At 40.1% G+C, this 9,209-nt stretch carries 11 protein-coding genes; 6 read left to right on the top strand and 5 right to left on the bottom strand.

Features of this window, described 5'->3' with window-relative positions:
- Positions 1-220 precede the first annotated feature (220 nt).
- The 4 genes from AN944_RS20590 to AN944_RS20575 are packed head-to-tail and all read right to left on the bottom strand — an operon-like array spanning position 221 to position 3,809.
- Positions 221-775: a TlpA disulfide reductase family protein gene (locus AN944_RS20590; protein WP_055026526.1), complete on the bottom strand. Its 555-nt coding sequence runs from the start codon at positions 773-775 to the stop codon at positions 221-223.
- The gene (gene nrfF / locus AN944_RS20585; RefSeq protein WP_055026525.1) at positions 772-1,263 is read right to left on the bottom strand and encodes a heme lyase NrfEFG subunit NrfF; all 492 of its coding nucleotides are present in this window, start codon (positions 1,261-1,263) and stop codon (positions 772-774) included. The genes AN944_RS20590 and nrfF overlap by 4 nt, the downstream gene beginning before the upstream one ends.
- A 2-nt stretch (positions 1,264-1,265) precedes the next feature.
- Positions 1,266-1,817, bottom strand: a complete 552-nt coding sequence (locus AN944_RS20580; protein WP_055026524.1) for a DsbE family thiol:disulfide interchange protein — start codon at positions 1,815-1,817, stop codon at positions 1,266-1,268.
- Between the two features lie 15 nt (positions 1,818-1,832).
- Entirely contained in the window at positions 1,833-3,809 is a 1,977-nt protein-coding gene (locus tag AN944_RS20575) for a heme lyase CcmF/NrfE family subunit (protein WP_055026523.1), read from the bottom strand.
- Positions 3,810-4,238: 429 nt separating this feature from the next.
- Between AN944_RS20575 and ccmI the strand changes: the two genes are divergently transcribed.
- Positions 4,239-5,498 (top strand): c-type cytochrome biogenesis protein CcmI, encoded by a 1,260-nt coding sequence (gene ccmI / locus AN944_RS20570; RefSeq protein ID WP_055026528.1) that lies wholly within the window; start codon positions 4,239-4,241, stop codon positions 5,496-5,498.
- An 81-nt stretch (positions 5,499-5,579) separates the two neighbouring features.
- Here ccmI and AN944_RS20565 read toward each other — a convergent pair whose 3' ends face one another.
- Positions 5,580-5,873 (bottom strand): cytochrome c5 family protein, encoded by a 294-nt coding sequence (locus tag AN944_RS20565; RefSeq protein WP_055026522.1) that lies wholly within the window; start codon positions 5,871-5,873, stop codon positions 5,580-5,582.
- A 322-nt stretch (positions 5,874-6,195) separates the two neighbouring features.
- Here AN944_RS20565 and ccmA point away from each other — a divergent pair, with 322 nt between their 5' ends.
- From ccmA to ccmE, 5 genes are read left to right on the top strand one after another with little or no spacing between them, the layout of a single operon-like run.
- Positions 6,196-6,846: a cytochrome c biogenesis heme-transporting ATPase CcmA gene (gene ccmA, locus AN944_RS20560; protein WP_055026521.1), complete on the top strand. Its 651-nt coding sequence runs from the start codon at positions 6,196-6,198 to the stop codon at positions 6,844-6,846.
- Between the two features lie 9 nt (positions 6,847-6,855).
- Positions 6,856-7,542: a heme exporter protein CcmB gene (gene ccmB / locus AN944_RS20555; protein ID WP_055026520.1), complete on the top strand. Its 687-nt coding sequence runs from the start codon at positions 6,856-6,858 to the stop codon at positions 7,540-7,542.
- 1 nt (position 7,543) lies between these two features.
- Entirely contained in the window at positions 7,544-8,290 is a 747-nt protein-coding gene (locus tag AN944_RS20550) for a heme ABC transporter permease (protein ID WP_055026519.1), read from the top strand.
- Complete coding sequence (gene ccmD / locus AN944_RS20545) at positions 8,290-8,487, top strand: heme exporter protein CcmD (RefSeq protein WP_055026527.1); 198 nt, start codon at positions 8,290-8,292, stop codon at positions 8,485-8,487. The genes AN944_RS20550 and ccmD overlap by 1 nt, the downstream gene beginning before the upstream one ends.
- Positions 8,487-8,984: a cytochrome c maturation protein CcmE gene (gene ccmE, locus AN944_RS20540; RefSeq protein ID WP_055026518.1), complete on the top strand. Its 498-nt coding sequence runs from the start codon at positions 8,487-8,489 to the stop codon at positions 8,982-8,984. Before ccmD ends, ccmE begins: the two co-directional genes overlap by 1 nt.
- Positions 8,985-9,209: the final 225 nt, after the last annotated feature.

Below are 9,209 nucleotides of genomic sequence, written 5' to 3'. Positions count from 1 at the left end.
ATCAAGCTGACTCAGTGTTGGCTAGTGCCTGTTGCCGTGTCAGTGGATGCGCATTATAGGGAGATTATGAAACCGTGCAAGGGCTTTTTGTAATAAAAACGCAAAAAAAAGATCGCTTGATGAGTTTTTCATCAAAAGCGATCTTTTTTAATCAATCCTACGTAATTTTGCTTAATTTAAACGCAATACTTAGCTTTGTAGTTTGTCTTCTATATATGTATTACTGAAACTGCTCTAAAAAAGCGATAGCGTTTTTATCATCCCAATCAACATAAGTTCTAACGTAAGCGACAAGCTCTCCTTCTTTATTCAAGATAAAGGTCGCTGGTATTGTGTCTAGTGGAAACACTTCACGTAGGTTTTGTCTTGGATCGTAATAAGAGTTAAACGACGCTAGACCAATTGACTCTAAGAATGGACTAACTTGTTTTGTACCTTCAGCATCGATCGAGATTGGCATAAGGACAAATTCATCTTTACTTAGGCTTTGTTCTAGTCGGTCTAGTGCTGGTAGCTCTCTTACACAAGGTGGGCACCAGGTCGCCCACATGTTGACGATAACGACTTTACCTTTATGCGCTTCAAAATCGACTTCTTTACCTTCTGCATCACTAAAACCTATGTGTGCAATTGGAAAAGGATTCTCAAGTACATTGATTTTATCTAAAGTTGAATTACTAACATGCTGTTGTTGCTTTTCCATTCCAGGATAAGCATTAACAATACCCGTTACGACTAATGCACTTAACACGAGTGCTTTAATCACGGCTTTCATGATTTTTCACCTTCACTTGGTTTGCTTTTTAGCAGCGCCTCGAGTTCTTCTCTTTCTGCTTCAGACATTTCCGGAGCAGCTGTTGATTTACCACGCTGTTTACGAACCACAACCAATGCAACATAAAGTGCGATCAGCATTAATACAAATGGCCCAAGCCATAAAATATAGGTCTTTGGATCTAATCTTGGCTTATATAGTACAAAGTCACCATAACGGCTTGTCATGAAATCAACGATTTCAGCATCACTTTTACCTTCATCTACCATTGTGTAGACTTCAAGTCTTAAGTCCTGAGCAACAGGAGAGTTAGAATCAATTAAGTTTTGATTCTGACACTGTGGACAACGCAATTCATGCGCTAAGCTTAATGCTCGCTTTTGATTATCCGTAGACTTAAATTCATAAGTATCTACTGGAGTTGCCATAACATTGAAAGCCAAAACTAAACTTGCCACAAACCCAGCAAGTATTTTTAATGTTTTCATTCCTATACTCCGTCTTGCTTAGCTTCAGCTTGTAATTGTTGAATCATTGGGTAAAGCGTTTCACTCCAAACATTGCGATCAATCGGACCTGCATAGCGAAAACGGATAATACCATTATGATCAACAATAAAACTTTCTGGTGCGCCATATACGCCAAGGTCTAAACCTAAACGGCCATCTTTATCAAAAATGTTAATCGCATAAGGATCACCTTCACGGCTTAATTCTCTGATAGCTGGTCCACGCTCGTCACGATAGTTAATACCATAAATCGGTAAAATATCCTGACGAGCTAGCATCATTAAATATGGGTGTTCATATTTACAAGCTGGGCACCACGTTGCCCATACATTGATTAATGACACTTCACCTTTTAAATCCGCTTCCGTTAGTATTTCACCTGGCGTCTCGAGACGTTCAAGTTGGAAAGCCGGTACCGGCTTTCCTTCTAGTGCTGAATCCAGCTTTTGCGGATTTAAGAATAACCCTTGATATAGAAAAACTCCCATCCCCAAAAACAATACCAATGGTATAAACAGCACCAACTTTTTCATATTTTCTCCGATATATTAAGCAGTCGCTAATTTTGCTTGTTCTGCATCATCTTTAGCAGTTTTGGTTTCTTTTACACGGTAGCGTTTATCTGACGCTGCGAGGAAACCACCTACCATCATAAAGATTGAACCAAACCAAATCCAACGCACAAATGGTTTATAGTTAAGACGTACAGCAAATTGAGTCATACTTAATGGGTCGCCCATCGTGACATATAAATCACGGAATAAGCCCCAATCAATACCTGCTTCAGTCATATCCATTGTACGTACATTATATTGACGACGATCTGGTCGCAATAATGTGACAAACTTGTCATCTTGATAAACTTCTATCTGACCTTGTTGCGCAGTGTAGTTTGGACCAACCACATTTTTAGTTTCAATGTAGTTAAAGGTGTAACCGGCTAACTCTTCACTGATACCAGGGCCCATACGAACACTTTTCTCAATTGAGTAGTTAGATACCATAGTGGCACCCACAATTGAAACAGCAATACCTAAATGCGCAATGATCATACCCATTTCGCTGCGGCCCATTTTGTTAATGGTAAATTTGCCGTTTTTATCAGTCAGTAAGTTATAAGCTGCTCTGAAGGTTGCCAATGCTACCCATGTCGCAGCACCAATACCAAATACAACCCAAAGGTTTAATTCGTTACCTGCGATAAACGGTGTTGCAAGGCCTATCACTGCAGCAACGATTGCTGGGATAAGTAACTGACGCTTAATTTCGCCCGCTTTAGATTTCTTCCAACGGATTATCGGGCCAATACCCATAAAGCCAAATAACACTAGTACGATTGGCACGAATACTGAGTTGAAGTATGGAGGTCCTACAGAAATCTTACCCATACCTAATGCATCAATTAGCAGTGGGTATAGTGTTCCAAGTAACACGGTACCAGCAGCAACTGTCAGTAGCACGTTACACACTAATAAGAAGGTTTCTTTAGACTTTAATTCAAATCGAGCTGGGCTACTCATTTCACTTGCTCGCAATGCGAATAAGGTTAAGGAGCCGCCAATCGCCAATCCGAGTAATAGTAAGATAAACATACCACGGCTAGGATCTGCTGCGAATGAATGTACCGAGGTCAATACACCAGAACGAACGATAAAGGTACCAAGTAAGCTTAATGAGAAAGCAAAGATAGAAAGTAATACTGTCCAGTTACGGAAGGCACCACGTTTTTCAGTCACGATAAGTGAATGAACAAGTGCGGTACCAATCAACCAAGGCATAAATGATGCATTTTCAACTGGATCCCAGAACCACCATCCGCCCCAGCCTAGTTCGTAATATGCCCACCAAGAACCAAGAGAGATACCGCCTGTTAAGAATACCCAAGCTGCTAATGTCCAAGGACGTGACCAACGAGCCCATGCAGAATCTAAACGTCCACTCATTAAGGCAGCAATAGCAAAAGCAAAGCTAACAGCAAAACCAACATAACCCAGATAAAGCATTGGAGGATGGAAAATAAGACCCACATCTTGCAACATTGGGTTTAAGTCGCGACCTTCCATTGGAATTGGGAAAATACGTTCGAATGGACTAGATGTTAGAATCATAAATAATGTGAAACCAACAATCACCATTGCAAGTACTGAAAGCACCCGAGCGATGAATACTTCTTCCATGCCTTTACTAAAGGTAGCAACTGCAGCAGCCCAAACCGTTAGTGAAAATACCCAGAAAAGTAATGAACCTTCATGGCCACCCCAAACTGCCGCTATTTTAAAGAAAATAGGAAGTTGTGAGTTGGAGTGATGTGCAACGTATGCCACAGAGAAATCATCAACAGCAAAACTATAGCCTAAGCTGATGACCGAAAGAGTGATAAAAAAGAACATACCGTAACAAATAGGCCAAGCATATCTTACGAGATACTGGTCCTTACGGGCTGCACCAAATAACGGCACGGTCATTAAAAGAATGGCGAAAGCCAAACCGATAATGAGCGAGAAGTGTCCAAGTTCTGGGATCATGGGTATTCCTCAATTTTAAAAAAGTTGCCTTAACCATATAAAAGGTTAAACCAACGCATATCTAACATAATGCTTTAAAACAGTGATATTAACATTAGCTAATACGAATTTTGTGTATATTTTAGTAGTTGCTGTTGTTTATGTCTGCCACTTTCATGCAAAACTGGGTGACTTGTCTCATTCTCAAAAAAATGGAGAGAAAAAACACCTAGTTATCAACTGTTCAGCATATGACAGAAAAAGTTCACTTTAGTTTCGTAAGTTTTTTTATTGCTTAATAATCTGTGAAGCAGTGCCCAACTATGACGATTCTGGCTCGGTTATTTCGTATATTACTGTTCAATGAATCATCTTTACGTATAATCTAGCTCAAGTAAGGCGGCAAATCCGCCCTGTTTTTTCAGCAACCTAAAAGTGAATATTGAAACAATGACCACATTTTGGATATTTATTACTCTTGTCGTAGTAATCAGTTTAATGCTGATTTGGGTACCACATTTTCGTCAGCAAAAAATGTTATCTGCTGAAGAATCAGGCGTGCGTAAGCAAACAAACTTAGAGCTATTTAATGAACGTGCAAGCGTTCTGGAAAAAGAACTCGAAGAAGGCTTACTTGATCAAGCAGAGTTCGATGCACTAAAAAAAGAACTCGAAATTGGCCTTCTACAAGATATGAAGCAAGAAGGCGATGATTCGCTTGATACGAAAATAAAAGCAAAAGGGATCTTATGGCCATCAGTGATGACTATTTGTCTTTTAGCTATTTCTGGATATTTCTATCAACAGCTTGGTGCATATAAAGAGATAGCTAATCCACCACAAGCTGAAGCAAGCCCGCACCAAGGTATGACGAACGAGCAAATCATGGTTCAACGCGTACAGATGATGGAGCAACAAGTTCAAGCAGATCCTGAAAATAGCCAAGCTTGGTTCAGTTTAGGTCATGCATATATTTCAGCTAATCAGTTTGATCATGCTATTGCATCATTTGACAAAGTAATGGAATTAGTTGGTACAGCTGCAGAGTTGCTTGGTCCTAAAGCGACAGCTATGTACTACAAAAATGGCCAACAAATGAATCCTCAGATCCAAGCGCTAGTAGATGAATCATTGGCGTTAGATCCACAGGATCCATCAACATTACTGCTTGTCGGTATGGATTCATTCTTTACAGCTGACTACCAAGCGGCGATTACAGCTTGGCAAACTATCTTAGATAGTGGACGTAGCGATATTGACCGCACAGCAGTAATGAATGCAATTGAATCAGCTAAAATGAGAATTTCTGCTGAAACAGGCGTTATGCCAAATGACAGTAACCATAACCCAATGTCACAAGGGACTTCAGCTAAGACTGTCGATGTTGAGATTGTTATTTCACCAGAGCTAGCTGATAAAGTCAGTTCAACTGACATGGTGTTTATCTTTGCTCGTTCAACTCAAGGTCCTAAAGTACCACTTGCAGCAACCAAAATTAGCGCAAACAGCCTACCTACTACGGTCACATTAGATGATACAACGTCTATGGGTGGTGATGTTAAGTTAAGCAATGCAGAAAATGTCGAAATCATTGCAGTCTTGTCTAAACACGGTAGCGTTAAAGCTCAAACTGGTGACTTAAAAGGTGTTGTAGCTTCTGTAGAAGTCGGTAAAGAAGCGACTCTAACTTTAGATACTGTTGTACAGTAAATTAGTAATCTACTGAATGCGTACTAATTTGTACGCATAAAAAAACCGGCTATAGGCCGGTTTTTTTGAGTCTGCTAAATATTACTTAGACATAAACTCAATTGCTTTTTGGTAATCTTCATCTGTACAGTCAGTACACATACCACCTGGTGGCATAGCGCCTTTACCCGTTTTAACAGTACCTACTAATGCATCCATACCAGTAGCTAAACGAGGCTCCCAAGCAGCGGCATCGTGTGCTTTTGGTGCACCAGCAACTCCCATGCTGTGACATACTTGACACGCTTTGTTATAAACAGCTTCGCCATCTTGAGCGAAAACGTTCGAAGACAAAGTCAATGCAGCAACTGCAGTCATTGCTAATAATTTTTTCATGTTCATCGTTCCTAAATGCAAATAAATTCAAAGCTCAATGCCACCTTTCAAGCAGGCAGACTTATTAAATCGTCATCAGATTACTACAAACTTCAATAAAACTCACCTTTTTGTGATAAGAATCTCACCTTCTCATTCAAAATAAGACAATAAACCGATATACAGTAATATATTAGAGAATCATGAAAAAGTTCACATAAGATGTATTTTATTGGAACCACTTCAAATACCTAGCACATAGATGACTTGAATGCTAAACCCTTAATTGTGTTTATGTTAATATTCATTGTGTATTCATCCTCAACTCATTAACGAGGGCTAAGTGACAGACAGCAATCAACAGAAATCGTTAGTCAGGGCAAACGAATTAACTTGTATTCGTGAAGACCGCATTCTCTTTGATCAATTAAGTTTTGAAATTAATGCTGGTGACATTGTCCAAATCGAAGGTCCAAATGGTGCAGGTAAAACCAGTTTACTTCGTATAATTGCCGGATTGTCCCGACCTTACGCTGGCGAAATACAATACATTGATACCGACATTAACCAATGTCGTGACGAATTTAATGAAGACTTACTTTACCTTGGTCATTTAGCAGGTGTTAAAAGTGAGTTAACAGCAGATGAAAACCTTAACTTCAATTTAAGGTTAAGCGGGTATGATGACTTTGATAGTTATGATTTACTCGCAAAAGTTAATCTAGGCGGCTTCGAAGAGGCACTCGCTGGACATTTATCAGCAGGCCAACACAGAAGGACTGCACTAGCACGCCTTTGGCACACTAATTGTCGTATTTGGATTTTAGATGAACCATTTACAGCAATTGATAAAAAAGGTGTGGAAGAGTTGGAACAATTGTTTATCGAACATACTCAAAGAGGTGGCTGCGTAATCATGACCACTCACCAAGACATGAGTCTGATAACCGATGATGTCCTTCGCAAGATCAAATTAGACTATCGTTTCGTATAAGGTACAACAATGAAAAGAGGCATCAGTTACACTCAAGCATTCCTGACATTGTTGCAACGGGATTTAAAAATTGCGGTCAGGCATCGTGGCGATATTTTCAATCCGCTATTATTTTTCGTTTTAGTCGTCACCTTATTCCCATTAGGGATAGGCCCAGAACCTCAGGTTCTTTCTAGAGTTGCACCTGGCATTATCTGGGTTGCAGCGCTACTGGCTTCGATGTTATCACTAGAACGATTATTTAAAGCAGATTTTAATGACGGTAGTTTAGAGCAAATGCTGTTAAGTCCACAGCCTTTGCCTATATTAGTATTATCAAAAGTATTGGCTCACTGGATTTTAACTGGTGTACCATTGATTTTGGTAGCTCCACTATTAGCAGTATTGTTGCATTTAGAAAGCAATAGCTATACTGCACTGATACTCACCTTAACAGTGGGAACCCCAGTGCTTTCGCTTCTAGGAGCTATCGGTGTTGCATTAACCGTAGGTTTGAGAAAAGGCGGTGTATTACTTAGCTTGCTAATTTTACCGCTTTATATACCCGTTTTAATCTTTGCAACTAGTGCTATAGATGCAGCAGGATTAAATTTACCTTATACCGGACAACTTGCCATTATTGGTGCAATGTTGGTCGGATCATTAATTATGGCACCATTTGCTATTGGTGCATCATTACGAGTGAGTACAAACTGATATGTGGAAATGGCTTCATTCTTACGCTGATCCAGAGCGTGCATATAAATTAGCAGGAACACTATTACCTTGGTTTGCTTTTTCAGCCATATTGCTGATCAGTGTTGGTACTATTTGGGGCATGTTGTTTGCGCCAATGGATTACCAACAAGGTGAAAGTTTCCGAATTATCTATATCCATGTACCAGCGGCTTCAATGTCAATGGCTGCATACATGGCTATGGCATCAGCTTCATTCGTTGGCATTGTATGGCAAATTAAGACTGCTGACTGGGTTGCTGCTTCAATTGCACCAATTGGTGCAGTCATTACCTTCATCGCATTATTAACGGGTGCATCATGGGGTAAACCTATGTGGGGCACTTGGTGGGTATGGGATGCGCGCTTAACTTCAGAATTAGTTCTACTATTCTTATATCTAGGTGTCATTTCACTATATGCATCTTTTGAAGATAAAGTACTAGCAGCTCGCGCAGCTGGTATTCTAGCAATTGTCGGCGTCATTAATATTCCAATTATTAAGTACTCGGTTGATTGGTGGAGTAGCTTGCATCAGCCTGCAACGATTAAAATTACTGAAAAATCTGCAATGCCGATGGAAATGCTTGCACCACTGCTAATCAATATCTTTGGTTTCGGTCTAATGATTGGTGCAATAACATTAGTGCGCTACAAAGCTGAAATTTTAGCTAGAAATGGTATGCGCCCTTGGGTAAGAGAATTAGCTAAAGCGGAGGCATCGAAATGATACAATTCGAATCGTTCTCAGAATTTTTAAACATGGGCGGCTATGCTTTTTATGTATGGCTGTCATACGGTGTTACGTTCGGCAGTTTAGGAATCTTATTATTCTTAAGCCTTCGCCAAAAAAAGAAAGTCTTACTGGAAATCGCTAAAAAGATGGAAAGAGAAGACCGCCTAAAAGAAACTAGGAGTAGTAGATAGTGAACTCAAGACGTAAAAAAAGACTCACACTTGCCGTTGCATTGATTGCTGGTGTTGCTGGTATTGCTTCATTGCTATTATATGCACTTAACTCAAACTTGAACTTATTCTTTACTCCATATGAAATCGTCAATGGTAAGAAGGATACAGGTGAGAAACCGGAAATCGGCCAACGCATTCGAGTTGGTGGCATGGTAACAGAAGGAACCATGGTTCGTGACCCAAATAGCTTACATGTAGAGTTTGAAATTCATGATGCTTTTGGTGGTGCAATTACTGTCACTTTTGATGACCTATTGCCTGACTTATTCCGTGAAGGACAAGGTATCGTTGCACAAGGTGTGTTGATTAGCGAAGACACTATTGAAGCTACAGAAGTGCTCGCTAAGCATGATGAAAACTATATGCCGCCTGAAGTCGCTGAAGCAATGGGTAAGACCCATGAAAAGCTAGACTATTCAGAACAGAAGCAAACCGAAGGTTATAAATACCAATAATCACGTTTGAATCATAAAATGCCAATCACATGATTGGCATTTTTTTTGACTTAAATTTGGTACTCGATCAGTTTACTTGCACATAGAGGTTCATAACTTAGAGAACTGATTATTAGAACAATCCAAGCCAGTGAGTCAGTGAGCCAGTGAGCCAGTGAGCCAGTGAGCCAGTGAGCCAGTGAGCCAGTGAGCCAGTGAGCCAGTGAGCCAGTGAGCCAGTGAGCC

The sequence above is a fragment of the Shewanella sp. P1-14-1 genome, from assembly GCF_001401775.1.
GTDB classification, from domain to species: Bacteria; Pseudomonadota; Gammaproteobacteria; order Enterobacterales; family Shewanellaceae; genus Shewanella; species Shewanella japonica.
This window is presented reverse-complemented; position numbering and strand designations above follow the sequence as displayed.